28 protein-coding genes and 1 tRNA gene are annotated in these 26,995 nt (G+C 40.1%); 12 read left to right on the top strand and 17 right to left on the bottom strand.

The features are described from left to right. Window positions 1-245: 245 nt before the first annotated feature. Window positions 246-662 carry a VOC family protein gene (locus PS1M3_RS14870; protein ID WP_203985243.1) on the top strand — a complete coding sequence of 139 codons (417 nt, stop codon included), beginning with the start codon at window positions 246-248 and terminating at the stop codon, window positions 660-662. Window positions 663-721: 59 nt separating this feature from the next. On the opposite strand, the gene PS1M3_RS14865 is transcribed toward PS1M3_RS14870, so the two are convergent. Beyond that, window positions 722-1,378, bottom strand: coding sequence for a LiaF domain-containing protein (locus PS1M3_RS14865; RefSeq protein ID WP_203985241.1), 657 nt, complete (start codon window positions 1,376-1,378; stop codon window positions 722-724). A gap of 318 nt (window positions 1,379-1,696) precedes the next feature. Here PS1M3_RS14865 and PS1M3_RS14860 point away from each other — a divergent pair, with 318 nt between their 5' ends. The 4 genes from PS1M3_RS14860 (at window position 1,697) to PS1M3_RS14845 (ending at window position 3,622) form a co-directional block, all read left to right on the top strand. Beyond that, window positions 1,697-2,260 (top strand): BON domain-containing protein, encoded by a 564-nt coding sequence (locus PS1M3_RS14860; protein WP_006791180.1) that lies wholly within the window; start codon window positions 1,697-1,699, stop codon window positions 2,258-2,260. A gap of 63 nt (window positions 2,261-2,323) precedes the next feature. Beyond that, window positions 2,324-2,482 carry a YqaE/Pmp3 family membrane protein gene (locus PS1M3_RS14855; protein ID WP_006791179.1) on the top strand — a complete coding sequence of 53 codons (159 nt, stop codon included), beginning with the start codon at window positions 2,324-2,326 and terminating at the stop codon, window positions 2,480-2,482. Between the two features lie 285 nt (window positions 2,483-2,767). After that, window positions 2,768-2,844 (top strand) — tRNA-Ile (locus PS1M3_RS14850). A gap of 196 nt (window positions 2,845-3,040) precedes the next feature. Beyond that, window positions 3,041-3,622 carry a porin family protein gene (locus PS1M3_RS14845; RefSeq protein ID WP_008128724.1) on the top strand — a complete coding sequence of 194 codons (582 nt, stop codon included), beginning with the start codon at window positions 3,041-3,043 and terminating at the stop codon, window positions 3,620-3,622. A gap of 64 nt (window positions 3,623-3,686) precedes the next feature. On the opposite strand, the gene PS1M3_RS14840 is transcribed toward PS1M3_RS14845, so the two are convergent. After that, complete coding sequence (locus PS1M3_RS14840; RefSeq protein WP_008128725.1) at window positions 3,687-4,502, bottom strand: DUF4437 domain-containing protein; 816 nt, start codon at window positions 4,500-4,502, stop codon at window positions 3,687-3,689. A gap of 137 nt (window positions 4,503-4,639) precedes the next feature. On the opposite strand from PS1M3_RS14840, the gene PS1M3_RS14835 reads away from it, so the two are divergent. Further along, window positions 4,640-5,605: a LysR family transcriptional regulator gene (locus tag PS1M3_RS14835; protein ID WP_203985239.1), complete on the top strand. Its 966-nt coding sequence runs from the start codon at window positions 4,640-4,642 to the stop codon at window positions 5,603-5,605. A gap of 6 nt (window positions 5,606-5,611) precedes the next feature. Here the strand turns inward: PS1M3_RS14835 and PS1M3_RS14830 are convergent, their stop codons facing one another. Beyond that, window positions 5,612-5,941, bottom strand: a complete 330-nt coding sequence (locus PS1M3_RS14830) for a 5-carboxymethyl-2-hydroxymuconate Delta-isomerase (protein WP_006791175.1) — start codon at window positions 5,939-5,941, stop codon at window positions 5,612-5,614. Between the two features lie 205 nt (window positions 5,942-6,146). On the opposite strand from PS1M3_RS14830, the gene PS1M3_RS14825 reads away from it, so the two are divergent. The 6 genes from PS1M3_RS14825 to PS1M3_RS14800 all read left to right on the top strand — a co-directional run bounded on the left by PS1M3_RS14825 (window position 6,147) and on the right by PS1M3_RS14800 (window position 11,158). After that, window positions 6,147-6,629 (top strand): CreA family protein, encoded by a 483-nt coding sequence (locus PS1M3_RS14825; RefSeq protein WP_203985237.1) that lies wholly within the window; start codon window positions 6,147-6,149, stop codon window positions 6,627-6,629. A gap of 18 nt (window positions 6,630-6,647) precedes the next feature. Next, on the top strand, window positions 6,648-7,421 hold the full coding sequence (locus tag PS1M3_RS14820; protein ID WP_203985235.1) for a hypothetical protein: 774 nt from the start codon (window positions 6,648-6,650) through the stop codon (window positions 7,419-7,421). A gap of 11 nt (window positions 7,422-7,432) precedes the next feature. Further along, window positions 7,433-8,059, top strand: coding sequence for a LysE family translocator (locus PS1M3_RS14815; RefSeq protein ID WP_203985233.1), 627 nt, complete (start codon window positions 7,433-7,435; stop codon window positions 8,057-8,059). A 35-nt stretch (window positions 8,060-8,094) separates the two neighbouring features. Next, on the top strand, window positions 8,095-8,586 hold the full coding sequence (locus PS1M3_RS14810) for a gamma-glutamylcyclotransferase family protein (RefSeq protein ID WP_008128736.1): 492 nt from the start codon (window positions 8,095-8,097) through the stop codon (window positions 8,584-8,586). A 13-nt stretch (window positions 8,587-8,599) separates the two neighbouring features. After that, complete coding sequence (locus PS1M3_RS14805) at window positions 8,600-10,141, top strand: serine hydrolase (protein WP_008128738.1); 1,542 nt, start codon at window positions 8,600-8,602, stop codon at window positions 10,139-10,141. 99 nt (window positions 10,142-10,240) lie between these two features. Continuing rightward, on the top strand, window positions 10,241-11,158 hold the full coding sequence (locus PS1M3_RS14800) for a histone deacetylase family protein (RefSeq protein ID WP_008128740.1): 918 nt from the start codon (window positions 10,241-10,243) through the stop codon (window positions 11,156-11,158). A 15-nt stretch (window positions 11,159-11,173) separates the two neighbouring features. Here the strand turns inward: PS1M3_RS14800 and PS1M3_RS14795 are convergent, their stop codons facing one another. From PS1M3_RS14795 to rsmD, 14 genes are all read right to left on the bottom strand, one after another. Further along, complete coding sequence (locus tag PS1M3_RS14795) at window positions 11,174-11,467, bottom strand: hypothetical protein (RefSeq protein WP_008128741.1); 294 nt, start codon at window positions 11,465-11,467, stop codon at window positions 11,174-11,176. 2 nt (window positions 11,468-11,469) lie between these two features. Continuing rightward, complete coding sequence (locus PS1M3_RS14790) at window positions 11,470-12,279, bottom strand: DUF2797 domain-containing protein (protein WP_138740510.1); 810 nt, start codon at window positions 12,277-12,279, stop codon at window positions 11,470-11,472. A gap of 23 nt (window positions 12,280-12,302) precedes the next feature. Beyond that, window positions 12,303-14,843 carry an EAL domain-containing protein gene (locus tag PS1M3_RS14785; RefSeq protein WP_006791166.1) on the bottom strand — a complete coding sequence of 847 codons (2,541 nt, stop codon included), beginning with the start codon at window positions 14,841-14,843 and terminating at the stop codon, window positions 12,303-12,305. A gap of 109 nt (window positions 14,844-14,952) precedes the next feature. Then, window positions 14,953-16,236: a phosphoribosylamine--glycine ligase gene (gene purD, locus PS1M3_RS14780; RefSeq protein WP_008128752.1), complete on the bottom strand. Its 1,284-nt coding sequence runs from the start codon at window positions 16,234-16,236 to the stop codon at window positions 14,953-14,955. Between the two features lie 16 nt (window positions 16,237-16,252). Continuing rightward, complete coding sequence (locus PS1M3_RS14775) at window positions 16,253-17,074, bottom strand: class I SAM-dependent methyltransferase (protein ID WP_006791164.1); 822 nt, start codon at window positions 17,072-17,074, stop codon at window positions 16,253-16,255. A gap of 101 nt (window positions 17,075-17,175) precedes the next feature. Beyond that, window positions 17,176-18,762 (bottom strand): bifunctional phosphoribosylaminoimidazolecarboxamide formyltransferase/IMP cyclohydrolase, encoded by a 1,587-nt coding sequence (gene purH / locus PS1M3_RS14770; protein WP_203985226.1) that lies wholly within the window; start codon window positions 18,760-18,762, stop codon window positions 17,176-17,178. Window positions 18,763-18,953: 191 nt separating this feature from the next. Then, window positions 18,954-19,244, bottom strand: a complete 291-nt coding sequence (gene fis, locus PS1M3_RS14765) for a DNA-binding transcriptional regulator Fis (protein WP_002957804.1) — start codon at window positions 19,242-19,244, stop codon at window positions 18,954-18,956. Between the two features lie 19 nt (window positions 19,245-19,263). Then, on the bottom strand, window positions 19,264-20,235 hold the full coding sequence (gene dusB / locus PS1M3_RS14760) for a tRNA dihydrouridine synthase DusB (RefSeq protein WP_010556644.1): 972 nt from the start codon (window positions 20,233-20,235) through the stop codon (window positions 19,264-19,266). 281 nt (window positions 20,236-20,516) lie between these two features. Next, the gene (prmA, locus tag PS1M3_RS14755) at window positions 20,517-21,398 is read right to left on the bottom strand and encodes a 50S ribosomal protein L11 methyltransferase (RefSeq protein WP_008128759.1); all 882 of its coding nucleotides are present in this window, start codon (window positions 21,396-21,398) and stop codon (window positions 20,517-20,519) included. 66 nt (window positions 21,399-21,464) lie between these two features. After that, the gene (gene rpoD, locus PS1M3_RS14750; protein WP_006794813.1) at window positions 21,465-23,309 is read right to left on the bottom strand and encodes an RNA polymerase sigma factor RpoD; all 1,845 of its coding nucleotides are present in this window, start codon (window positions 23,307-23,309) and stop codon (window positions 21,465-21,467) included. 124 nt (window positions 23,310-23,433) lie between these two features. Continuing rightward, window positions 23,434-25,185, bottom strand: coding sequence for a DNA primase (dnaG, locus tag PS1M3_RS14745; RefSeq protein WP_138740497.1), 1,752 nt, complete (start codon window positions 25,183-25,185; stop codon window positions 23,434-23,436). A gap of 239 nt (window positions 25,186-25,424) precedes the next feature. Further along, entirely contained in the window at window positions 25,425-25,871 is a 447-nt protein-coding gene (locus PS1M3_RS14740; RefSeq protein ID WP_008128764.1) for a GatB/YqeY domain-containing protein, read from the bottom strand. 19 nt (window positions 25,872-25,890) lie between these two features. Beyond that, complete coding sequence (gene rpsU / locus PS1M3_RS14735) at window positions 25,891-26,106, bottom strand: 30S ribosomal protein S21 (protein ID WP_002957797.1); 216 nt, start codon at window positions 26,104-26,106, stop codon at window positions 25,891-25,893. A 145-nt stretch (window positions 26,107-26,251) separates the two neighbouring features. Next, entirely contained in the window at window positions 26,252-26,857 is a 606-nt protein-coding gene (rsmD, locus tag PS1M3_RS14730; protein ID WP_138740495.1) for a 16S rRNA (guanine(966)-N(2))-methyltransferase RsmD, read from the bottom strand. Between the last annotated feature and the right edge of the window lie 138 nt (window positions 26,858-26,995).

Raw genomic sequence — 26,995 nt, 5'->3', positions numbered from 1 at the left:
GTTACCTTTGGGTTGTAAAAGAACGTTTGTATTTTCAGCCGGCGTATTTTAGCGACTTTTGACATAAAGTAAACAATAAACCCTAAATACTTGTGAGTGTTTTTTGTACAGCCTTGAAAGTGTTGCACATTTAATTAAAACAAAAGTGTATTTTTAATTACCCACTAAAAATTTAAAAAAAGCGCTTTACCTAAAGTTAACTTGAGGTTTTATTGTGTGTCTAAATTAACTCACAAGGAAACAGTATGTATTTAGAACACGTAAATTTAGTTGTTAAAAACATTGATACCATGATTCGCTTTTACCAAGCCATTTTTCCCCACTGGGTAATACGAAGTGAAGGGCGGGGTGAATGGTATGGAAAACCAAGGCGTTGGGTCCACTTTGGTGACGACACGCAATACATAGCAATGAGCGATCATGGTGAGGGTGAAAATAGATCGCTTTCAGGGCATCAAGTTGGGTTTGCTCACTTTGCTTACGTGACGGCTAATTTAGATAATACGGTGTCTCGTTTAAATAAAGCGGGTTTTTCAGTTCATAAGCAAGGCAATGAAAACCCATTTAGAAAAAATATCTACTTCAGAGACCCTTCGGGCTTTGAAGTTGAGTTTGTAGAGTACTTGTCGGATATACCTACAGAACGTAATAATGATCTATAAGCCTGTAATTATAATATGGCTGCTAAAAAGCAGCCATATTAAAGCAAATACAGTTGCACTTATTTACTGCTGACTCCAAGCTGTGACCTTAAATCGTTTGCAAAGCTCATGAACTTTTCTTTTATGGTACGTTTTATCTTTACTTCAACCGACCCTAGTATCGCTTTGCCTTCAATATGAATGGTAGGACCTTGACGCTTATTTAACGTTACTGATTTGTTTTCTAGCGTGCTTAAAATACAAAACATTTTGGACACAACATTAACATGCTCGGGTACGTAAATTTCGTCGCTACCAAAAATACAATTAACATGAATTGTCACGTTTTGATGCGTAAAGATAGCGTCGGTGAAATCAAGCACCACAGAGCCCATATAATTATTTAGGTAAATATTTTTAGGAACCACCCATTGTCCGCTTCGCTCGTTTGAACCCAAAATACTGCGCAGTGTGATGTCGTCATCGCTATTTTGTTGAGCACTGTAATTAGGCGTAAACTGCGATTGCTTTTCAGCTTTGTATTGCTTGTCGGTATTAAGTGTTAAGTCATCTACTAACGTAAGCAGCACAGAATTGTCTTTTGCATCCATTGCTTTGTCTAATCGTCTTTCAAATGCCTCAACCGATATAACGCCATGGCTATAGTTATAAATTAACTGATCAATCACTTGTTCGCGTACTTGCTCTATTGGGCGGTCTTCAACTTTTACAGACATGGGGCATTCCTTAATTGTATTTGCAATTAGTTAACTAGCTAGCAAACCGTATACCAAAATTAATTTTGTTTATTATCAATAGTTTAATTTTTAAAGGCTTTTTGTTTAGTTGTTATATTAACGACACATTAACCAAAATAGCAATAATCTAGTAATTTTCACACTTTGAGAAAGTTTTACTCACTTGCCTGTAAATAGGGGAAATGCGTTAAACCTGCAAGAGTCTATTTTTTGTTAAGCCTATGATTTTTAATGGTAAATAAAGTTGGCTTGATGTTCGCATTAGTTAAAGTGTCTTTAATCAAAAGGAGAAAGATTATGAAAACATTTAACAAATCTATTATCGCCGCGTTAGTTCTTGGTACAACAGCAATGGGTGCACAAGCAAACAGCTGGGAAAACGAAAGTAAAGATGCTTGGATTGATGGCAAGGCAGAAACTGTGCTTCTTATGAACACAGACCTAAACAACTTTGACATAAACACTGATGTAACAAATGGCAAGGTAGTACTTACAGGTAAAGTTGATAGCGAAGTAGAGAAAGAGCTAGCAGAAGAGCTTGTACTTAGTCTAGATGGCGTCATGGACGTTGAAAACAGCCTAACCGTTGTTAAAAACATGAGCGCTAAACATACAGATTCTAAAATGATGGATGATGATAACGACCTAACGGACGCTAAAATCACCACCGTTATTACAACACGTTTCCTATTTGATTCTGAAGTAGGTGGAACCGATATTGATGTAGATACCGATAATGGTGTTGTTACATTAAACGGCTCAGTTGAATCATCAGCGGAAAAGCAATTAGCAATCGAAATTGCTAAAAATGCAGAAGACGTACGTGATGTGGTAGATAACTTATCTATCGTAGCTGAATAACGTTATACTCAAAGCCCAGCATTGCTGGGCTTTTTGTTTTTAACTGTTTGAAGGAGCTAAATAATGGATATCATTCGAATAATACTGTCTGTTTTGCTACCACCACTGGGTGTTTTTTTACAAGTGGGCTTAGGTATGCATTTTTGGATTAATATTTTATTAACGCTATTGGGTTACTTCCCTGGGTTAATACATGCAATTTATATTATTGCTAAAAAATAATGCGCAGCTGAGTTATGTTTACGCCAGTTGTAAGTAAATATCGCTCAGCGCATTCTATTAATAAATATTATTTTTAATCATTTTTACTTTATTTTCCTAAAACTCCCCAAATTTACCCATTCACACTCTTTAAAAGATTACAATTTAAGCAGTTAGCTTATTGATTGTTAAAATAAAGGTTTTTGGTAGTGACAAGCCCTAAAAAAGTTTTTATACTGCAACCCGCTTTAGTCGCTCTGTGGCTGAACGCTTCAAAAATTAACTGCCTTGCAGTTATATAAAGTTGGCCCCTTAGCTCAGTTGGTTAGAGCACACGACTCATAATCGTTAGGTCCCCAGTTCGAGTCTGGGAGGGGCCACCACTTTTCAAAGCTTTCCAAGTAGATCTTATTAAATTTTTACACACTTAAAATCCAAAGCCCTACATTATTATTCTTTATTGGTTGATATCTTGATTTTTAATTAATCTATAAAATTTCTAATTGCAATCAAATATATAGCTGTGTATTTTATTGGGTACAACAATATGTTGTTAAAATGTATCTAAAAGGAAGTACCATGAAAATGAATAAAGTCGCACTCTTATTATTAAGCTCAGTTTTTGTCACCCCTGCTGCATTTGCAGAAACACCTAACTTTAATTATGTGTCTGGCGGTTATTTAAATGCAGATTTTGATGGCGATGATTTAAACGGTTGGACGCTTGATGGTAGTAAATTACTAGGCGATAACTTTTTTGTGTCTGGTCAATATAAGACTGTAGGCGACTCAGAAGATGGTTTGGATGTAGATCTAAATTGGTTGAGCGCAGGCGTGGGCTACCGTACTGCAATTAGTGAAAGCACTGACTTTTATGGTTTAGTAACGTACGAAAACATTGAAACTGAAGTATCGTTCAGCGGTACTGATTTGTCGGATGATGAAAATGGCTATGGATTATCTGTTGGTGTTAGATCAATGCTAACTGATAGCATCGAAATTGATGGCCGCTTAAGTTACATTGATATTGCAGATGACAGTGAAACAGCTATCACTTTAGGTGCTCGTTACTATGTGAATACAAATTTCTCTGTAGGTACTAGCTACACCACAATAGATGATTTAGATTATATTAGCTTAACTGCACGTTACAGCTTTTAATCACAAGCAGTTAAATGAGCGCACTTATTAGTGCGCTTTTTAGTTTTTACGTAGCTATAACACGCTAATTTACGTGGTATAAGCCATTGCTGCGAATGTAAATAGTTGCTGTTATATCGCTTGTGTTCTCAAGCGAGTGAATGAATTTACCCCCAGATTCTACAAAGCTACCTGCACTTAAGTTTTGTGAGTTACTTTTTGAGCTGTATTGCACGTTGCCTGCAATTATCACTGCACGAAACTCATCCGCATCTGTGCTAATTTCCCCCTTAAACCCGGCTGGTAGTTTTATCATTGAGCCGTACATTGTCTCGGTGTCTCCCCAAAGGTAGGTTGTTTGTACACCTTTAGCATTAATATTGCTTACGTCGTTTTTGTCTAGCCAAACAAGGTTGTCTTTATGTACGTTTAATGGGCGTTCACCATTATCAAACTGTTTGTTTGTTGGTTTTACTAAATAAGGGCCTGAGTCTATTTCTAGGTAAATTAGATTTGTAGTGCCATTGGCTGCAGTAGTATGGTTTTCACCGGCAGGTTGTGTCCAAAATGATCCCGCAGGCATCCACATTTTTTCAGCTGTGGGGTCGTCATTGTGCATTTGGCCTTCAATTACAATACCTCGGTAAGTAATGTTATGAATATGCGGCGGGGACTCGAACCCTTTTTTAAAGCGTACTAGCATACCTGTTGCGGTATCTGCGGTACGATCGCCCCATAAATACGCTGCACCGGGACTTTGCTCGCCTCTTAATGGGTTTAAATAGCCCCATTTGACTTTGTTTGCAGGTATTACTTTTGATTCGTGCTCGTCTGCAAAAGTAGGTGCAGACATAAGCGAAGTTGTGAGCATTAAAGCTGATAGGGCAATTCTACATTTCATAAATATTTTCCTTTGCGTTGGGATAGAGACACAATAGCGAGTATTTTTCATTCCATAAACAGGCTAATGTTTAATACAGTTTCGTTAAAACGTGGATAATTGGCAGCATCAACGAATAGTTTTATAAAGGGGCAGATATGAAAATTGCAGATTTACGCGTATTACTAAAAGTTGCGCAGCTTCAATCAATAACAGCGGCTGCGCATCAGTTGGATATGAGCTCGTCGGCAGCGAGTGTCTCTATTAAACGAATAGAGCAAGCTCTTGGTACACAACTATTTGTTCGCACTACTAGAAAGATAAGATTGACCGCTGAAGGTGAGCGTTACTTACCATTATGCGAACAGGCGCTTGGGTTACTGATGCAAGGGCAAGCGGCTATTAATGAAAAGCAGGAGTGTATTACAGGCCAAGTGCGAATGGCGGTGTCGTCTGAAATGGGACGTAATCTAATGCGTGTTTTGCTTAATGAGCTTATGGATCTTCATAGTTCTATAACTTTGAGGTTGCATGCAAGTGATAGCCGTGCTGATTTTTATCGTGATGGAATTGATGTTGCATTAAGAGCGATGAAAAAAGGTGTAGCTGAGGAGCTTAATTTATATGGATTTAAAATTTGTAATATTCCACACGTGGTGTGCGCTTCACCTAGTTACTTAAAACTGAATGGCGAGCCGTTAGTGCCGAACGATTTGAGCGAGCACAACGCATTACTCTACAAACTTTACGAAGTAGTGCACGCAGATTGGGAGTTTTATGATAATACACAGCAATACAAAGTTAAAATGAACAGCGATAGAGCTGTAAACGATGGTGATATTGTTAGGCGCTGGTGTGTCGATGGTGCTGGGATTGCAAAAAAGTCAGCCATTGATGTAGCAGATGATTTGCTTAGCGGTAAGCTCAAACGAATAATACCCGATTATAAAATACCCTTAACAGAAATGTGGCTAGTGCTTCCGAGCCGGCAGTTTATTTCGCCTGCAATAAGGCTGATACGTGATGAGTTAAAAAGTAAAATAATGGCTCTTAGGGCATCGCTATTGGCAAAGCATATTTTGACTGAAGACGAGTGGCCTTGTGATGATGAGTACAAGGCCTGAATTGTGTTAATTTTTACGATATATCTCGTGGTCCATGTCGTAAATATTAACGCTTAAACTGTCAGACTCCCTGCAATAGGTTTTTAAACACGCAAGTAGGTGCTCACTCAGAGTTTGCTTTTGCTCTACTGTTCGCCCTGCCATAATGTGTGCTTGCACATGTATAAACCCTTCTTTACCCACACCCAATTGATACTGCTGATATGCAACTGCGCGAGTTTTTATAGTTTCTAAATCAAATAAACCGCTTTCGAATGTGCATTTATGGATTTTTTCTACCAGTACTTGAGGTAATACAGGGAGGTCTTCTGAGTGCTCAATAATAATGTGCGGCATGCGGGTGGTTCCTGTTGGTTACGGCATTAAGCGTGTCGTTAATTGTAACAAATACACGACGGCTCGCTAAACCCCATACGGCTAAAATGTTTGTTTTAAACTAATTTAGTTGTGCTGATTTTTGATGTTAGTATAAAAACACACAGGTGAACCCAAGCTTATTAAAATAAGCGTTTAAAAAACCTAGCTTAAATTAAGGATGAGTATGAAATTTCAGCAAAAAATAAAACATTTAGCCGTGCTAATGGGCGTAGTAATTACGTTAAGTGCCTGCTCTGATGATGTGGCGTCGGTGAGTTTAGGTTTGTTTACTACAAAAGATGTGGTGGTGAACTCACAGCAAGATCCGATCATTAAAGGAGTGACGTGTCATATTAGTCATGTTGAGGCCGATTTAGACTTTTCTGACCCGTCAGACATGTCGATTGCGTGTCGTCAAACAGGGCCAATCACCGCGGAGCAATTACAAGAAATTGATCGTAGTAAGTCTGGTGAGGTGGTGTTTAAGTCATCAAAGAGCATTTTATTTAAATCGTTAAAGGTGCGCCGAATATACGACGCTAAAACTCGCACATTATTATATTTGTCGTATTCAACAAAAGAGTCGAGCGGCAGTCATCACCATGCATTATCTACTGTGCCTTTATATAACACGAAAGCATGGCAGTGGGCACAAGAGCAAGAATAATTAAATTAAGAGTACACTATGTTAGCGTTATTTAAATCAGCGCCTTTGTTAGAGCAACAAGAGCAGCAATGGCTTATTGATACTTTTATTTGGGCTGTAGAAAATTTTGATGCTGAGTTTTTTACTAAACATACGCAAATAATATTGCCTACAGGGCAATATTTTCCTGATTCGGTATCAAGTATTGAGCAAATGGCCACCAGCGTATTTAAGCGAGTAACTACGTATGCGGGAATGAGTGCATGGCCAATTCAATTAGTTGCGCCTCAGCAATTACAGCCACAAGTGTTTCCTCGTTTTGAGTTTAGTAGTGTAATACGTGGTGAGCGCTGTGAGTTAATTGTGCCGCCGAGCCATGCTATTAATATTTCATTTAACCCTAATCAAATAAATCAGCCCCAAGATTTAGTTGCCAGTTTTGCCGGAACACTGGCTACTATTATGATTCATCATGTGGGTGTATTGCCTCCAGGGGGGAAGGACTTTTTACCCCAAGCTGCTGATGCGCTTGCCTGTTTTTTAGGTTTTGGTGTCATGATGTGCAATACTGTGTATCAGTTTAAAGGCGGGTGCGGCTCATGTTACAACCCGTACGCTAACCGTGAAGCACAATTGAGCGAAACACATACGGTATTTATGCATGCTTTGGTTTGCTACTTCAAAAAAGACAACGTATCTAAAAAACATTTAAAGCCCCATTTACGAAGCCAATTCAAAAAAGCGCAAAAAGAAATTAAAGCGCTGGTGAGTGAATCGGCAAACCCGTTATTACTGGCGTATGCACCTAACTAGCAAGGATAAGTGTGGACTATTTAGATGAATTTTTATTAATTGTTATTGCTCACTTCTTTGCAGTAGCGAGCCCAGGCCCTGACTTTGCTGTTGTGCTAAAGCAAAGTGTGCAACAAGGTAGGCGAAACGCATTGTGGACAAGTGCAGGCGTTGGCGGCGCTATTTTGTTGCACATAGCTTATTGTGTAATGGGTGTGGCGCTTATTTTGTCTCAATCGCCTAGTTTGTTTATGGCACTTAAATATGTAGCTGGCGCTTATTTGGCTTATCTTGGAATACAAGCACTAAGAGCAGCTAAGCCGGGCGCATCATCAACCAATAATATTGATAACCAAACAGCCCCTGAAGAGTCTATTTGGGTTGCTTTTAGACGCGGTTTTTTCACTAACGCACTGAACCCAAAAGCCACGCTCTTTTTTATGTCGTTATTTACCTTGGTAATAAGTCAAACAACGCCAGTGAGTGTGCAAATTGGTTATGGTATTTATATGGCGCTTGCAACATGGGCGTGGTTTTCTGCGCTTTCGTTGGTACTTTCTAAAGCCTGCGTGCGTGATTTTTTTCAGCAACGCGGCTACTGGTTTGACCGAGGTATTGGCGTTATTTTAATTGCGTTGGCTGTACGTGTTGTTATTTAACTTGTTCAATTTATGTAATACAAGCAGGAGTAAACATGCCTTTATATAATTTTTCGTTTGGATCTAACATGTCGTCTAATCGTTTGTTGGCACGTTTGCCAAATGCAAAGCGTGTGGGCACAGCAATCCTTAAAGGGTATGAGCTAACCTTTGATATGCTTTTTTCTGATGGTTCGGGTAAATGCAGTATTCAAAAAACTGATAAAGCAGATGCCTTAGTATACGGTGTGGTCTATGAGGTTAACACTGACGAAAAACTCACTTTAGATGCGATAGAAGGCCCAGGTTACGACTGTGTAGATATAACGGTTGAGCTGTTAAATGGGCAAACAATTGATACCCATTGTTATATTGCAAATACACACGACGAGGACGTTTTACCCTACGATTGGTACGTTAAACATGTTCATCGCGGAGCACTTGAAGCGGGCGTACCAAAGGCTTACAGTGATGCAATACTTAATCGCCCACAAAAGAGCGATCCTAATAAAGAACGTGCAGCAATTGAATTTGCAGTGCATCAATAATAAAAGGACTAACATGAAACTGACTAATTTAGCGGCTTTTACACTACTGGCCAGTGCTACTTTTAATACTTGGGCACAGGTTGATACCAACAAAATAGAAGAGGTCATTAAAACCTCTATGGCGCGCTTTGATGTGCCAGGTATGGCCGTTGCTATTGTTGAAAATGACGAGGTTGTACTCGCTAAAGGGTTTGGCATCGCAAACCTAAATACAAAGGCTGAAGTAAATAAAGATACGTTATTTGGTATTGCATCAAATACAAAAGCATTTACCAGCGCCGCGTTAGCTAAATTAGTCGATGAGGGGAAATTACGCTGGGATGACCGCGTAATCGACCATTTACCTGAATTTAGATTATACGACTCATATGTAACCCGGGAAATGCGAGTGCGCGATTTACTAAGCCACCGTAGTGGTTTAGGCCTTGGGCAAGGCGACTTAATGATTTGGCCAAGCACAGATAAATCAGTCGCTGATATTCTATCGGGGTTAAAATACTTAAAACCAGCCAGCAGTTTTCGTAGTAAATACGCTTATAACAACCTGATGTTTGTAACAGCAGGTGAAGTTGTAGCGCGTGTATCTGGCATAAGCTGGAACGATTACGTTGAAAAACATATTTTACAGCCGCTAAAAATGACCAATTCACGCGCAGGTTTTTCGCGTATCCCAAAAAGTAATAAAAACTGGGCAATAGGGCATATTCCAATGGAGGGAAGCTTACACCCATTTTTTGTTAATTACCTTGAAGACTTTAGAGGCGCAGGTGCTATTGCATCGAGTGTAAACGATATGAGCCAATGGCTACGCACTCAATTGACTGGCGGCAAAATGCCTAATGGCGATCAATTGTTTAGTGAAAAACAACAAGCGCAAATGTGGCATCCGCACATTACCTCTATGGCATCTAAAAGTGCCTTTGAGGCATACCATCAACAATTTAGAGGTTATGGTTTAGGTTGGAGTATAGAGGACTACCACGGCTTTAAAAAGCTAGGTCACGGTGGCGGTATTTTAGGGATGGTGTCGCAGGTTACTTTACTACCAGAAAAAAAACTCGGTATTGTTATTTTGTCTAATCAGCAAGCATTTAGTGCTTTAAGTGCTGTTACTCACGAAGTACTTGAGGATGTGCTCAACCTAGAGGATAAAGATTGGGTTGAAGATTTAGCCAAAAAGCATTTTGAAGGTAAGCAAAAAGCATACGCAAATGCGACACCACCAACCCCTGCGGATTATCAGCCACAGCTACCTAGTATAAATTATACTGGTACATTACACGATGATTGGTATGGCGACGTTATTATTGAAGAGCTTGATGGTAAATTGCGAATTGATTTTACGCACACAAAGCGCTTAAAAGGCACACTTGAGCACTATACAGGCAACACGTTTATTGTTAAGTGGGACGAAAAGCTGCTCGAAGCCGATGCGTTTATTAGTTTTGAAATGAGTACAGCTAACCGTGTTAATAGCGCCAACATGCGTGCAGTTTCAACAGCCGTGACCGACTTTAGCTTTGACTTTAGAAATTTAAATTTAAAAACTAAATGATTAACGCTCAAGTTATATAGTTATACACCAAAGTCGCAAAGCCACCATCGGGTGGCTTTGTTATATTAAGTTTTCACTTATTTGGTTTTTGGAGTTTTTATGCGTACTGCAGTTATCTCACATCCACATTGCCGTAAACATAAAATGATAGACGACCACCCTGAGTGCCCAGAACGTTTAGATGCGATAACTGATCGCTTACTTGCCAGTGGCGTAGACGTGGGGTTAAAGCATTTACAAGCGCCTAAAGCTCATCGAGAACATTATTTACTAGCGCATGATGAGGCGCTTGTTAATTTGGTTGAGCGATTAATTCCTCAAGAGGGCTTAAATAATCTCGATGGCGATACATGGCTTTGCCCTGACTCATTTAAAGCAATTGAGCGCGCGGTGGGGGCCGGGGTTTTAGCGGTAGATGAAATACTTGATAATAAACTCGACGCGGCATTTTGTTCTGTGCGTCCGCCAGGACATCATGCCAATAAGCACTCGTCATCAGGGTTTTGTGTATTTAATAACTTAGCGATTGCTGTTAAGTATGCACAAAGCAAAGGCATCAAACGTATTGCAATTGCCGATTTTGATGTACACCACGGTAACGGAACCCAAGATATTTTTATTGATGATGACAGGGTACTGCTTTGCTCGTTATTTCAATACCCGTTTTACCCAAATACAGCGGTTAAAAATAATAACCATATTGTTAATTCGCCTTTACCTATTGCAAGCAATGGGGACGATTTAAAAGAGGTATTCAACACCCAATGGTTACCGAAATTAAAGGATTTTAAGCCTGAACTGTTATTTATAAGTGCAGGTTTTGACGCACATGTAGAAGATGACATGGCAAGCCTGAATTTTGTAGAAGACGATTACATTTGGCTCACTGAGCAGCTATGCAAAGTAACAAAAGAAGGTGGCTGTAAGGGAGTTATATCGTATTTGGAAGGGGGCTATGCGCTATCAGCATTGGGTAGAAGTGCAGTAGCGCATATTAAAGTGCTTAGCGAGCAATAGTTATTAAAAGTATGTTTAAAGCCCGAGTAAATCAAATGCCTGTGAAGTACTTAGCGTTTTAATTTTACCTAGGCAACAATGCCCTTCATTTAATAGGTAAGCAGTAACAAGGTGTGCTAGCTGCTCTTCGGTTAAGGCTGAGTAAAGTTGACCTTGCAGGTTAAGGTATTGACCTTGTTTATTAAGCACTCTTACATTAGTTAGTTCACTTGATGCAACACCGTGTAAGCACTCATTTTGCTCTAGCTGGTTTCGCACTATTTCAAGCTCATTATAAATAACCATTAACTGTGGAAAGCTGTTTAACATGGTTAGCCTACAGTTACTTCGTATGAAGTAAATTTACGTATATTAATAACGCCGTTATCAAATATTAAATATTGGCCTTTAATACCTTGTAAAATACCGCTTACAACGGGATTTTTATCAAAGTTAAATGAGCTGATTTTGGTTGGGTATTCGGTGACTGGAAAGTTTAAATCAACCACGTCTTCATCAAGTTGTTCTATGGCTGTTGCGCCAAATAGCTCACTAAGCTCGTTTAGTTTATCGCTAATTTGTGGAATAAGCTCAGCGGCGGCAGCTTTTAAGTCTATAGCTTCGTTTTGACCTTTTAACATATTGCGCCAATTAGTTTTATCGGCAATAAACTCTGCTAATGCAACCTCTACCAAGCCCGACTGCAAGCGTGTTTGTACTTTAAAAATAGGTAAAGCTTGAGTGGCGCCTTGGTCAACCCAACGTGTAGGTATTTGTGTATGGCGCGTAATACCTACTTTTAATCCCGAGGTGTTAGCTAAGTAAACGTAATGTGGGATCATACAATTAGCTTCGCCCCACTGTGGCTCTCGACATGTACCTTGATCGTAGTGGCAGGTTTCTGGTTTCATAATACACATGTCGCAGCTAGCGAGCTTACGCATACAAACAAAACAATGGCCTTGAGAATAACTTTTTTTGGTTTTTTTACCGCAGTTAGAACACAAAATAGTGCCGCTAAATGTAAGCGTTAGTTCTTTACCTATAAAAGCATTTAAGTTAACTAGCTCATCGCCAACGGGAAGTTGATATTGAACGGGTTCTGTTAAGCTCGATTTTAATTTACGCAGTGTGCCTTGCATCTTCACATAGCCCCTAAAGATGTTTAAAAAGGAGAGTCTAACATTTTTAAACTGTATTGGCTTTTTAAGAAATTAACATACTCAGGATAAGGCAACGCTTTAGCATATAAATAACCTTGTGCGCGGTCTGCATTCATTTGTTTTAATAGCTGGTGGATTTCTTGAGTTTCAACACCTTCTACAGTAATTGACAAGTTAAGCTGGTGCGCCATATCTATTGATGTTTGAACTATGACTTGGTGAGCGGGGTTATTAACGAGGTCAAAAATAAATGATTTATCTATTTTAAGCTCGCTAAAGTGGTAGTTAACAAGGTAGCTCAATGATGCGTAACCTGTGCCAAAGTCATCGAGTACAACTTTTATTCCTAATGCTGATAATTCATCAACTAATTTAATGAGCACGTCTTGGCTTTCTACAAAGGCAGATTCAGTTAATTCAAACTTAAGTAAGTGAGCGGGTGCTTGATGTTTAATTAATATATTTTCTATTTTTTCAGCTAAGTTATTAATGGCTAAGTTTTTAGCGCTTAAGTTAACGCTAATTGTGTGCTCTTTATGGCCGCTGTTAATTAGCTCTACAAGATCTTTACAAGCTTGTTCAATAACCCACAAGGTCAGCTCATTAATTATTCCGGTATGCTCAGCCAATATTACAAGCTCTTCAATCGAAATGTTTTTATAGGTGGGATCAGGCCAGCGTAGTAGCGCTTCAGCGCCTATTACTTGATTATTGACTAAACTTATTTGCGGTTGATAATACAGCGCAAGCTGGTTTGTTTTAATTGCTTTTTGCAAATGAGCCGCCAAACCAACATCCATTATTAAACTGTTATTAATTGCAGACGACGCAACGCGATCTGCACGTCCTTTTGCATCTTTTAAGGCTAAGTAACCGCGCTTTAACCAATATTCAAAATCATTACTTTGGTTTGCACTACTAATGCCAATTGTGTAGTTGAGTTGCAGACTCAAACCTTTAATTTCATATTGCTTGGGGAGGTTACTAATGACTTTTGTGAGTAGTGTTTTGAGTGTGTCTTGGTTTTGGTTTTTGGTTGAGATACAAGCAAATACACCACTGTTTAAATCAGCCAGACGAGGACTGTTATTTAAATCGGTTTCAAGGTTTGCAAACTCTCTTTCGTGCATTAATTCATTCTCTAGTCGCTCAGCAATGTGCTTTATGAGGGTGTAACCTTGAGTCGATGTAATGATGGTATTAAGCGAATTAAAATGACATATTTTTATTAGGCACAAGGTGGTAGAACGGTTTTGGCTTTGCAGGGACATAAATGCTTGTTTGAGCTTAGAGCTATTAAGCAACTTAGTTTGTTGAGTGTGAGTTGCATGGTAAAGCGCGCGCTCTCGTTGATAGCGTACACGATCAGCCAACGCCATGGCCATTAAAACAATTTCACATAAAATCGCCACCAAAAAGGCGTGACGCGAAGTGAAGCTGTAATCAATCACGCCGGTGAGCTCCAGTGGTTGTATTACAGCACCTAAAATAAGGGGAACCCACGAAAAAACGTAAAATTTGGCCCATCTAAAACCACTAAGCAGTTTTTTATAAATTAATATAGTGCATGCAACATATAGCAGCGCTAATACGCAGAAAAAAAGTGGCGCAGCGATGTTTTCAGGAATAAAAAAGCTAGCTATACCCATAACAAACATAAGAGAAAGCAGCGCTTTGCTCATTGTGTATCGCCAGCACTTATCTTTATGGTAGCGCAAAAACATAGTACAAAAGGCGAGAGTAAAAAACGAAACAGCGTAATTACTCACAATGACTTTGTGATGAAAAAATAGTTGCCATTCTAAAGGCCAAAGGTAAAACCCAAACCCAAGCACTATACCCATTAGTATCAGTGCGCTAATTATGTAACCAATATAAACAAGGTAAACCCGGTCTTTTATACCAAAATAGAGTACTAGGTTGTAAAGTGCAGCCATGAGTAATACGCCAGCAAATATTCCCCAAATACCAGTTTGAGAACGCATTAAATCTACAAATTCTTTATCGCGGTATAAATTGATAGGTGTTTTGCTAATGCCCACGGTGTCTATTTTAATAACGAGGCGCTGGGTTGATTTTTGCTCCATCAAAAAGTTGATGTGTGGCACGCTGTACTGAAACAAAGTCAGTTTTTTTTCTCTATCACCCAACTTATAAGTTTTTAATATATGGTTGTTTTTATCTAAACGATAAACTGTGAGGTGATCGGCCATTGGGTTATCAAAGTGAGCAACTACTTTTTGACTTTCTTGGCTTTTGTTTTCTAAATCAAGAAACAACCAATAATTTTGCTGAGTAAAACTCCAAGGAATTTCTGAAAAAGGAGCATGGGTAAGTAAATTAGGTTGCTTGATAATTGCATCGAATGTTTGGTTTTTGGTTTCATCAATGTAGTAGGCGTGATTGAGGTACATTGGTGATGTTTTATCAATTGTGTAACGAGTAGGCACTACTAGGTTTGAAGCCAATGTATTGATAATAAAAAATATAAATATCAAAATGGCAACAGCAAGTGAATGATAACGTAAAGTTCTAAGTTCCAATGTATGCTTACTTTTTAAAAACTTTTAATTAGTGTAGCACTAAAAAAGCGCAGGCGAACTGCGCTTTTTTAGTTAAATTAATTGGTCATACCAATCAATTTTTATTAGCTTACTGCTCGCGAGCAATAGCACGATAAGCAATATCAGTTCGATACTCCATACCATCCCAGCTAATTTGTTTAACCAGCTCGTAGGCTCGTTGTTGTGCTTCTGTTACGCTATTACCCAATGCCGTTGCGCACAAAACACGGCCGCCGGCAGTAACAACATCATCGCCGCTTTGTTTAGTACCCGCATGAAATACTTTTTCATCAGCAGGGTAGTTAACCTTAAGGCCTGAAATAGCATCGCCTTTAGGGTAGTCACCCGGGTAGCCTTTAGCTGCAAGTACAACGCCTACCGCTGCGCGTGGGTCAAACTCGATGGCGGTTTTATCTAGTTCTTCACGGTTAGCCGCTTCAATCAGTTCAACTAAATCTGATTGTAAACGTAGCATCATAGGTTGTGTTTCAGGGTCGCCAAAACGACAGTTATACTCGATAACTTTAGGTGTACCTGAGCTATCTATCATTAAACCTGCATACAAGAAGCCAGTGTACGGGTGGCCTTCGCTTGCCATGCCTTCTACTGTCGGGGTGATCACTTCATCCATAATGCGTTGGTGGATTTCGTTTGTCACCACTGGCGCAGGAGAGTATGCACCCATACCGCCAGTATTTGGGCCGGCATCGCCATTATAAGCACGTTTATGATCTTGGCTTGTTGCAAACGGAAGGACGTTTTTACCATCTACCATCACAATGAAAGAGGCTTCTTCGCCTTCTAAAAACTCTTCAATAACAACACGGCTACCAGCATCACCAAAGGCATTACCGGCAAGCATATCGCGAATAGCGTCTTCAGCTTCCTGATGTGTCATTGCAACAATAACGCCTTTACCTGCGGCTAAACCATCGGCTTTAATTACAATTGGCGCACCTTTTTCTTTTAAATAAGCAAGGGCCGGGTCAATTTGCTCAAATGTTTGGTAATCGGCGGTTGGTATATCATGACGTGCTAAAAAGTCTTTCGTAAACGACTTAGAGCCTTCAAGCTGGGCAGCACCCGCTGTTGGGCCAAATATAGCCATATCATGTTCACGAAATTTATCCACAACACCTAATACGAGCGGTACTTCAGGGCCTACAATGGTGAGCTCTACATTGTTTTGCTGAGCAAATTTTAATAAGCCATCTAAATCTTCAACGTTAATTGCAACGTTTTCGAGTTTAGGCTCAAGTGCAGTACCTGCGTTACCTGGAGCAACAAACACGGTATTTACTTTACTGTTTTGAGCGGCCTTAAACGCAAGTGCGTGTTCGCGGCCGCCGCTGCCAATGACTAATACATTCATGGCGTACTATTCCTATTTAAAGCGGTTTTTTAAATTTAAGCGTCATACGGTCGCTTTCACCAATAGCTTTATATTTTTCAGCGTCTTGTTCGCCAAGTCTTAAGCTAGGTGGTAGCGTCCACACCCCTTTAGGGTGATCGGCTGTATCTTTTGGATTAGCATTAATTTCACTAGTTGCTGCTAGCTCAAATCCTGCTTGCTTTGCAAGGTCAACCACGTAACTCTGTTTCATATAACCTGATGTTTTTTGATCCTCATCAGCACGGTTTTCAGCTAAACGATGCTCAACCACACCCAATGTACCACCTGGTTTTAGTGCTTTATAAAACGCTTTAAATGCGCTCAATGCACCGTCTGTATCTTTACCCATATACCAGTTATGCACATTGCGGAAGGTAAGTACCATATCGGCAGATTCTGCAGGCGCAATATCTAGGTGGGTTAAAGGGGCAAACTCTGTAATTTTAACATTACTAAAGCGTTCGTCTTCAGCTACTTTTTGTTTAAACGCAGCTAATGAGCGTTGATAGTAACCAACCGATGAGTCGCTAGGGAAATGAGCAGCGTAGTATAAGCCTTGCTCTTTCAATGCTGGCGCTAAAATTTCACTGTACCAACCACCACCTGGCGCAATTTCTACAACGGTCATTGACGGTTTAAAGCCAAAAAATGCCAATGTTTGCTCAGGGTGGCGATATTCATCACGAGCACTATTTTTAGCGCTTCGCTCGCTTGCTTTTATTGCGTGGCTTAGGCTTGATTCATGGTTATGGCTCAATGCCATTGTTGAAGTAAGTGCTAGGCTAGCAACAAGTAGAGACTTTAGTGCAAATTTCATCGTTTGTTCCTTCACATTAAAATTAGGAGTTAGAATAATCAGAATACGTGAATTGCTTGCAAACAAAAAGGGTTAAACGTTGAGCTTAACCCTTTTTGTGATTAGTGGCGGAAGTGACGCATGCCAGTAAACACCATAGCCATGCCCGCTTCATCCGCGGCCGCGATAACTTCTTCATCGCGCATTGAACCACCCGGTTGAATAACCGCTGTTATACCAGCGGCTGCAGCAGCATCTATGCCATCGCGGAATGGGAAAAACGCATCCGATGCCATAACAGAACCCGGTACTTCTAGGTTTTCATCAGCAGCTTTAATACCCGCTATTTTAGCAGAGTAAACGCGGCTCATTTGGCCTGCGCCTACACCAATAGTCATACCGTCGCGGGCATACACAATCGCGTTTGATTTAACAAACTTAGCGACTTTCCAGCAAAACAGTAAATCTTTAAGTTCTTGCTCAGAAGGCTGACGCTTAGAGACGACTTTTAAGTCGCCTTGAGTAACCATACCTAGGTCGCGATCTTGTACTAAAACGCCGCCGTTTACACGTTTAATATCGTGGCCCGTTGCTTTGCCACTCCATTGTCCGCACGCTAATAAACGTACGTTCTTTTTAGCTTCAACAATTTTTGCAGCTTCACTTGAAATGCTCGGGGCAATAATCACTTCAACAAATTGACGGTCAACAATGGCTTGTGCTGTTGCAGCATCAAGCTCGCGGTTAAAGGCAATAATGCCGCCAAACGCTGATGTTGGGTCTGTTTTAAATGCACGCTCGTAAGCACTAAGAATATCTTCACCAATTGAAACACCACACGGGTTTGCGTGTTTAACAATAACACACGCAGGTACATCAAATTCTTTAACGCACTCAAGGGCTGCATCGGTATCTGCAATGTTATTAAACGACAGTGCTTTACCTTGTAACTGAGTAGCAGTTGCAACTGATGCTTCACTTACATCGTTTTCAACGTAAAAAGCAGCATCTTGATGTGAGTTTTCACCGTAACGCATATCTTGCTTTTTAGTGAATTGCATGTTGATAGTACGTGGGAACTTAGTGTCTTCAACGGCTTCTTCAGTGTAATCAGGAACCATTTTGCCAAAGTAATTAGCAATCATGCCATCGTATTGAGCTGTGTGCTCATAGGCGGCAATAGCTAAATCAAAACGTGTTTTATACGTAGTTGAACCATTGTTATTTTGAATTTCGCTAATAACGCGATCGTAATCGCTTGCGTTTACCACAATCGTTACGTCTTTGTGATTTTTAGCAGCTGCACGAACCATTGTCGGGCCGCCAATATCAATATTTTCAATGGCATCTTCAAGGCTGCAGTTTTCTTGAGCGACAGTATTCGCAAAGGGGTATAAGTTAACTACAACAATATCGATAGCAGAGATGTTGTTATCTGCCATTACGCTTTCATCTTGTTCGCGACGAGCTAAAATGCCGCCGTGAATTTTAGGGTGAAGGGTTTTTACGCGGCCATCCATGATTTCAGGGTGACCGGTGTGATCTGAAACTTCAGTCACTTTTATGCCGTTATCAGCAAGGAGTTTACATGTACCGCCAGTTGATAAAATATCTACACCTTGCGCTTCTAGTGCGCGGGCAAATTCAACAATACCGGTTTTATCAGACACACTTAATAGTGCGCGACGAATGGGACGATGAGTATCCATTGTAGTTTGATTTCCTCAGTTAATGAGCTAGCTTAGAAGCGGGCATTTTAACTGATTACAACTTAAAAAACGACTTATAAAGCATCAATAAGCGTGAGCATTTTGCAACTCACTTACTAAATTTTGGACATAAAAAAAGCACCCTAAGGTGCTTTTTTAATAATTAACTGTGATTTATCACAGCCTGAATCTTAGTTCATGCCGTATTTTTTTAACTTTTTACGTAAAGTACCACGGTTGATACCTAGTAAAATAGCTGCACGAGTTTGGTTACCACGTGTGTATGTCATTACTTCTTCAAGTAATGGCGCTTCTAGCTCTGAAAGAACAAGGTCGTAAACGTCTTGCACATCTTGACCGTTAAGCTGTTTTAAGTAGTGGTGAACAGCTTTTTTTACTGCATCACGCAATGGCTGCGGTTTCTCGTGTGACTGAACATGAGGGTTTGTGATAAATGGAGAAGTCACGTTTTGTTCGAACATTATAAAGTCTCTTTCTTTCTTAGTTAGCTGCTAGTGTTTTAAAGTATTGCTCTAATGCGACGACCTGTGCTTCTGAGTTGTCGAGCGCATTAAATACTCGCCTAAACTGACCATCACTGTCATGGGTTTGCAAATACCAAGATACATGTTTGCGAGCAATTCTCGCGCCCATTGGCTCACCGTAAAACGCATGGAGGTTTGTTAAATGCTCCATTAAAATACTGCGCACCTCTGCAATAGCAGGTGGCTGCATGTGTTCACCAGTTCGCAAATAGTGGTCTATCTCCCTAAATATCCAAGGGCGACCTTGGGCGGCTCGACCAATCATAATGGCATCTGCACCCGTATAGTCTAAAACCTGTTTTGCTTTTTCTGGCGAGGTAATATCACCATTTGCAACAACAGGAATTGACACTGAACGTTTTATATCCCTAATCGTGGCGTACTCTGCTTCACCTTTATACATACATGCGCGTGTTCGCCCATGCACAGCCAGTGATGCAATGCCATAACGTTCAGCTATTCTCGCAATCTCTACACCATTACGGTTATCCGGATCCCACCCTGTACGGATTTTAAGTGTTACAGGTATATCAACAGCATTAACAACTGCATCAATAATCTCTTCCACGAGTTCAGGAAACTGTAATAAAGCAGAGCCTGCGAGTTTCTTGTTCACTTTTTTTGCTGGGCACCCCATATTGATATCTATGATTTGTGCACCGTTAGCAACATTGAATTGTGCGGCCTGCGCCATAAGCTCAGGATCAGCTCCTGCAATCTGCACCGCGCGTATACCCGACTCACCGCTGTGATCCATACGATTCATCGACTTTTCAGTTTTCCAAACCTTTGGGTTTGACGATAACATTTCAGACACAGCAAGCCCGGCGCCTAAGCGACGGCAGAGTTGTCTAAATGGTCTGTCTGTAATGCCGGCCATAGGCGCAACAATTACATTATTCTCAAGTTGGTATTTACCGATACGCACTGTATTCAATAGGCCTCTTTTCAAGGGGCGCTAAGTTTACGGCTTTTTTGACAAAAATCAAAGGCTATAAATTGAACAAAAGTGACTTTTTTTTGCACTTTTCGTATTGACATTTGATAACCGTATGACGAAAGGGTTTATTTGTGTGAAATTTGAACGAATGGTGTTTTTATAATAAATAATGTTTATTTTTTATTTTGTAAAAAAATAGTAAAGCCTGTTAAATACAGGCTTTACATGCGACTTTTGAGTTAATACTCTAAAATTTATAATGTATATGCTTAGCTATTTTTTGTACCGCTAACACGGGTCCAATCACCTTCAATGGCAATTTCATCGAGCTCAATAAAGGGCGCGTATATGTCAGCAACCGATTGTGCTTGTTCTTCTAAAATGCCAGACATCGCAATTTTACCGCCTGGCTTTAACAACCCTAAAATCACACTGTGAAGCTCTCGTAGTGGTTGTGCTAAAATATTTGCCACAACAATATCGGCTGTAAACTCAGGTTGATTTTCTGGCAGGTACACTTCAAGTTTGTCAGCAACGCCATTACGGTTAGCGTTATCTAAGCTTGCTTCGAGTGCTTGCGGGTCAATATCTATCCCTATCATGCGCTCAGCACCCAATTTAATAGCAGCGATACCTAAAATGCCCGAGCCACAGCCAAAATCCACGACGGTTTTACCGGTAAGGTCTTGGCTTTCTAGCCATTTTAAACACAGAGCTGTTGTTGCGTGTGTGCCTGTGCCAAACGCAAGGCCAGGGTCAAGTAAAACGTTAACAGCATCAGGATCAGGAATATCGCGCCAGCTAGGGCAAATCCATAGCTTTTCACCAAACTGAATAGGGTGGAAGTTATCCATCCATTCACGTTCCCAGTCTTTATCTTCAAGCTGTTCAATTTTGTAAACGAGAGATTCATTTATTTCGTCGTGGCGCTTTAACAGTGCGATCACTTCGTTCATATCGTGATTAGCTTCAAATAAACCAATTACAGTGGTGTCAGCCCAAAATTCAACAGTGCCAATTTTTGGCTCGTAAATAGGGGTGTCTTTAGCATCTATAAAGGTAACAGACGCACTGCCTGCTTCCATTAATAGGTCACTTACTGCATCTGCGGTTGCAGCATTGGCATTGATACGGATTTGGATCCAAGCCATCTTTATTTCCTTGAAATAGAAAAAAGGCCGCTACAGCGGCCTTTTTAGTTTATACAAAGCGCTAAATTACTTAGCGTCTAAAAAGCTTTTTAGTAAATCTGAGCGAGAAGGGTGGCGTAATTTACGCAGTGCTTTCGCTTCTATTTGACGAATACGCTCACGTGTTACATCAAACTGCTTACCTACTTCTTCTAAGGTGTGGTCGGTATTCATATCAATACCAAAGCGCATACGAAGTACTTTTGCTTCACGCGCTGTTAAGCCGGCTAGTACATCGTTAGTTGCGCCACGAAGCGACTCCATTGTTGCCGAATCGATTGGCGAATCAATGGTGGTGTCTTCGATAAAGTCACCTAAGTGCGAATCTTCATCATCACCGATTGGTGTTTCCATCGAAATTGGCTCTTTAGCAATTTTAAGTACCTTACGGATTTTATCCTCAGGCATCATCATGCGTTCAGCTAATTCTTCTGGATTTGGCTCACGACCCATTTCTTGTAACATTTGACGAGAGATACGGTTAAGTTTATTAATCGTTTCGATCATATGTACTGGGATACGGATAGTTCTTGCTTGGTCGGCAATAGAGCGAGTAATTGCTTGACGTATCCACCACGTAGCATAAGTAGAGAACTTATAACCACGACGGTATTCAAACTTATCTACCGCTTTCATCAAGCCAATATTACCTTCTTGGATTAAATCCAAGAACTGTAAACCACGGTTTGTGTATTTTTTAGCAATTGAGATTACAAGACGTAAATTAGCTTCAACCATTTCTTTTTTCGCACGGCGCGCTTTTGCTTCACCAATACTCATACGACGGTTAATGTCTTTAATACGCTCTATGCTTAAACCAGTTGTTTGCTCAATAATAGATAGCTTATTGATACAACGAATTATTTCAGGTTTAACTTCTTCAAGTTTAGCTGAGTATTTCTCGTTGTTTGAAATTTCTAAATCAACCCACGAAGGATCTGTTTCGTTATTAGCAAAGTGCTTAACGAATGCTTTTTTAGGTAGCTTAGCAATTTGTACAGCTTGTTTCATGATTAGACGTTCTTGAACACGAACACGATCCATCATTTCGCGCATGTTGTTAACCATGCGATCAAACTGTTTAGGAATTAGCTTGAAGGTTCTGAAAAGCTCACCAATTTCAAAAATGGCAGCTTGTGAATCAGGATGCGAACGACCTTTAGCTTCAAACGTATCACGTGCTTTATTGTATAAATCACGTAAGTTTTCAAAATGAATGCGAGCTTCTTCAGGATCTGGGCCTGTATCTACTTCTTCTTCATCTTCATCATCGTCACTTTTGTCATCGTCTTCATCGTCGTCATCAAGTTGTTTTTCACTTAATTCCGAACCGATATTAGTTGCTGAAATTGGCGCTTCATCTTCGTTTGGATCAATGAAACCAACGATGATATCGCTTAAACGCATTTCTTCTGCTTCAAACTTATCCCACTGTTCTAGTAGGTAAGTGATTGCTTCAGGGTATTCAGCAACTGAAATTTGTACTTGGTTGATCCCTTCTTCAATACGCTTAGCGATAACAATTTCGCCTTCACGTGTAAGAAGTTCAACAGTGCCCATTTCGCGCATGTACATGCGAACTGGATCGGTAGTGCGGCCAATTTCTTTTTCTACCGTAGCAAGTGCAGCAGCGGCAGCTTCAGCTGCGTCTTCGTCTGTCGTTGTTTCTTGCATCATTAGTTCATCGGCATCAGGCGCGTTTTCGCTAACCTTAATACCCATGTCATTAATCATGCTTATGATATCTTCTACTTGATCTGAGTCAATTATGTCTTGTGGAAGGTGATCATTTACTTCTGCAAAAGTTAAGTAGCCTTGCTCTTTACCTTTTTGAATCAGAAGTTTTAATTGTGACTGAGGAGTTGGATCCATAGAGATTGTTTCTTCCACTCTGATAAGTTGATACAACAGGCGCCATCACTTGGTTTACATTAATGCCAACCAGAACAATGTGACGCAGTGAATAGCACAGTATAACATCCAAAACTAGATCTGACTAGCTGTTAGTCGCTTTTAACGCTGTCATTAGTAAATGACATTCTAGTCTTTCGTCGCTATTTAAACCTTGTGTCTTGTCTTTTATTAATAAGGTCTCTAGTCGATAATTTAAACACTGATCTTCAATAAATTTAAAAGTATTTTTAAAAACAGTCTCTAAACGCTCTTCATTTATTTCATGTTGCCAAGTAGCGAGCTTAATAAGAGGCTCATAATCGTCAGTACCTCTAAAAAATTCGAGTATCTGAGCCGTAGTGATAGTCTCTTTTTCAAGTGCTTGTTGCTGCAAGCGAAGCAATAAACCAATACCTGCAATGTTCATTTGTGCAAGTTCTGGCAAATAAGGAACACTTTTAGCTAGGTTTGGATGCTGAATTAAAATACCAATAGCCTGTCGCATTGGGGTTATTTTAAATTTTCGCTCAATAGAGTGCTGCTGTTTTGGTGTTTTTAATCGGTTATTAAGTTGTTCACGCGTGCGCCCAATTAACCTGCCTAATTGCTCTAAAATATTTTCTTGGTAAAATTCACTCGGAATTTTTTCAATGAGCGGTAGGGCTGCACTGAGTAATTTTGCTTTACCCGAATCGAGTGTTAAATCAATTTCTTGGCTTAATCTGTTAAACATGACTTTAGTAAAGTCATCGGCTTCACTTAAACGCTGTTCGAATGCTTCTTTACCTTCTTTTTGCACTAATGAATCGGGATCTTCTCCATCAGGCAAAAATACAAAGTTCAATGCTTTACCGTCATTTAAGTAGGGGAGCGCATTTTCAAGTGCCCGCCAAGCTGCATCGCGTCCAGCTCGGTCGCCATCGTAACAACAAATGACCTTATCGGTCGTTCTAAATAACGTATGCATGTGTTCGCTTGTTGTGGCGGTTCCCAGTGCTGCAACAGCGTATTCAATCTCTTTTTCTGCAAGTGCAACAACATCCATGTAGCCTTCAACAATAAGAATGTGCTCTAACTTTTTGTGTGCTTGTTTAGCTTCATAAAGGCCATAAAGCTCAAACCCTTTATGAAAAATTCGAGTCTCTGGAGAGTTTAAATATTTAGGCCCTTGATCAGCTTGCATAACGCGACCGCCAAAGGCGACAACTCTGCCGCGTTTATCACGAATAGGAAACATTAAGCGGTCGCGAAAAAAGTCGAACTGCCTGCCTGGTGTTTTTTCTGAGGCGAGCTTTAATTCGACGAGTTGCTCTTTTTGTTCTTTATTACGGCCAAGTTGTAAACATAAGCCATCCCATTCACTAGGGGCGTAGCCAACCATAAACTTTTTAACGGTTTCTCCGCTCAGTCCTCGACCTTTAACATAGTCAATGACTGCGGCCGAGTTAGCGTGGTGCTTTAGTTGGTGCTGATAAAAGCGAGCTGTATGAAGCATCAAATCGTAATCTGAACGCTTTTGCGCAGCGGTACGTTCTGGCGCAGAACTACCGCCTTGTTCGCGGGGCACGTCCAAGTTGAGCATGCTGGCAAGCTCTTCAATGGCATCAACAAACTCTAGTTTGTCGTATTCCATAACAAATGATATTGCGTTGCCATTCGCCCCACAGCCAAAGCAATGATAAAACTGTTTATCTTGCGATACCGTAAACGAGGGAGACTTTTCGTTATGAAAAGGGCAACACGCTTGATAGTCTTTACCGGCTTTTTTAAGCCCAACTTTAGAGTCTATCAGGTCGACAATATCGGTTCTGGCAAGTAAATCATCTATAAAACTTCGTGGGATCTTTCCAGCCATTAGTAAAATACAGTCCTGAAATATTAAGAAGAATAACGAAAGTGAAACTTAAAATTTATACTCGTAAGGTATAAATAATTGGACCTTAACTTATCAAAATGACGGCTAAATAAATAGAGTCAGTATGAATAATTTCATTTTTGAATATAGGCATAACGTTTACTTTTTAGTGACGTAAAAACAAAGAAACCGAGCACTAGGCTCGGTTTACTTCAATTATACTTTACGTATAGGGAGTGTTAGGCGGTTAATCTTTGCTTTATTAAACCAGAGATCTTACCCATATCGGCGCGACCTTCAGCTTTGCTTTTGATTATACCCATCACTTTACCCATGTCTTGCATACCTGCTGCGTTAGTATCAGCAATAGCCGCGTCAATGAGAGCAATTATTTCTTCGTCACTCAACTGTTGAGGTAAGAAGGTTTCAAGTGCTGCTATTTCATTGGCTTCAATTTCAGCTAAATCATCACGCCCAGCATCTTTGTACTGAGTGTAAGAGTCGCGACGTTGTTTAACAAGCTTCACTATAACGGAGGTAATACCTGCGTCGTCTAGTGTTATTTGCTCGTCAATCTCACGTTGCTTGATTGCAGCAAGTACCATGCGAATAGGGTTAAGACGTTGTTTGTCTTTAGCTCTCATCGCATCTTTTTGCGCATCTTTTAGCGTTATTAAAAGGCTCATTTATACAAGACCTAATGTATTAGTATAATTTAACGCGACGAGCGTTATCACGAGAAAGTTTTTTCATGTGACGCTTAACTGCTGCAGCTTTCTTACGCTTACGCTCAGCTGTTGGCTTTTCATAGTGCTCGCGACGACGAACTTCTGAAAGGATACCTGCTTTTTCACATGAACGCTTGAAGCGACGAAGTGCTACGTCAAACGGTTCGTTCTCTCTTACTTTAATTACTGGCATTAAAAATTCACCTACCTAAATTATGAGCGTTGCTCAAGTTGATCAAACATTGATCAAGTGGTTCAAAAATGGTGCGGTATTGTAATCCGAAGCAACACCACATGTAAAGGATAATATTAACAGAAACGCATAGTGTAAAACAGTATTAATTTAGCTGGCGTTGGTAGAGTCTACAAAATACTTGGCCTGCTTTTTTTTCTTTAATTAACAGCCAGTTACTAGGTGGTTTGAACGTATTTAGATCGCTCTCTACTTCAAGGTAAATTAGTGCTTCTTCGCTAAGCCAATTATTTATTTCTAATAAGTTACAGCTAGTTTGAGCTAAATTTTTGCGAAAAGGCGGGTCAACAAAAACAAGATCAAAAGGCGTATTACTATTTTTTTGTTCTAAAAATGAAAGAGAGTTAGTGTGCCTTACCTGTGCATTTTGTAATTTTAGTGTTGCTATGTTTTGCGCTAGTTGCTTTGCTGCACTTGGGTCAAGCTCTATAAAAAGAGCAGTACTTGCAAAACGCGAAAGAGCTTCGAACCCCAACCCACCAGAACCTGCAAAACAATCGAGAACTTTAGCTTCACGCGTGTCTTGCATTAACCAGTTAAATACAGTCTCTTTAATTCGGTCTGTAGTAGGACGTAAACCTTGTACGTCTTTTACTGGAAGTTTTCGGCCACGAAATTGCCCACTTATCACTCTAATAAAGCCATCAGTAGATTTGGTAATTGCTTTATTTTTAGTTGTTTTATTTCTCATTTAGCTCACTAAAAAATGGTATCTGGGATCTAGCTCAGATAATATTGTAGTAGATTACGTATAGCTTCATTTTTCAACCGCATTAAAAGTGTTACTATTGAACACTTATGTTTTGAATGGTTGTTTGGCTGGCAAAGT

It is taken from the genome of Pseudoalteromonas sp. PS1M3, from assembly GCF_016865405.1.
Taxonomy (GTDB): Bacteria; Pseudomonadota; Gammaproteobacteria; order Enterobacterales; family Alteromonadaceae; genus Pseudoalteromonas; species Pseudoalteromonas marina.
Note: the sequence above shows the minus strand (reverse complement) of the source record. Positions and strands in the feature narration are given on the sequence as shown.